The organism is Agrobacterium sp. 22094, from assembly GCF_052046015.1.
GTDB classification, from domain to species: Bacteria; Pseudomonadota; Alphaproteobacteria; order Rhizobiales; family Rhizobiaceae; genus Agrobacterium; species Agrobacterium cavarae.
Map to the genome: position 1 here is coordinate 1 of NZ_JBQEPX010000018.1, position 625 is coordinate 625.

At 36.5% G+C, this 625-nt stretch carries 1 protein-coding gene; it reads right to left on the reverse strand.

The features are described from left to right. The coding region (locus ACTJK5_RS22975) for a glycosyltransferase family 2 protein (protein ID WP_440613314.1) at positions 1–625 on the reverse strand (625 nt) is incomplete at both ends.

Here is a 625-nt window from a genome sequence, read left to right on the forward strand (position 1 = left end):
GACTAAACCCAAACCATAATATACAGGCAAGAGGTGGATAAATCATCGATTCATGCGCAGATAAATGTCTTCCAACCGTATAACTTCCATGCTCATGATTATGAATAAATCTACCTCTTCTCCATAACGGCCAATCTTCTGGTAAATAACCATGAAATCGCTGTTTCATTAAAGGTATTCCAAAGTTAAGGTCCGGATAGTTGTAGTTAGGATCATCAACCATAATAAGCCCGTCCAGCCAATACATCCTCCCCCCCAATTCATTTAGCGATTTCCAAAACTGATTTTTATCTTGCACGCAAAGAAACTCAGTCGTATTTAAAATCATTTTCCATCCTTGTACTTCTTGTTCTATCCTCATCACTTCATGATCTGTCGCATATGCATCAAACTCTGGATTTACAGAATCTCGCACCTCCCAATGCGGTGCGAATTTTTTACAAATCTCAACGGAACGATCTGTTGAACCTTTATTAATTAAAATACCATGATCAAAAAGTTTCGTATGATGCATAAGCCACCATGGCAATAAATACTCTTCATTGTAAAAATGTGAAATAACGGTTGTAGTTATAATAATCTCCTCCTCTTTCTCTATTAATCTACTTTTTATCCTACAACCAAT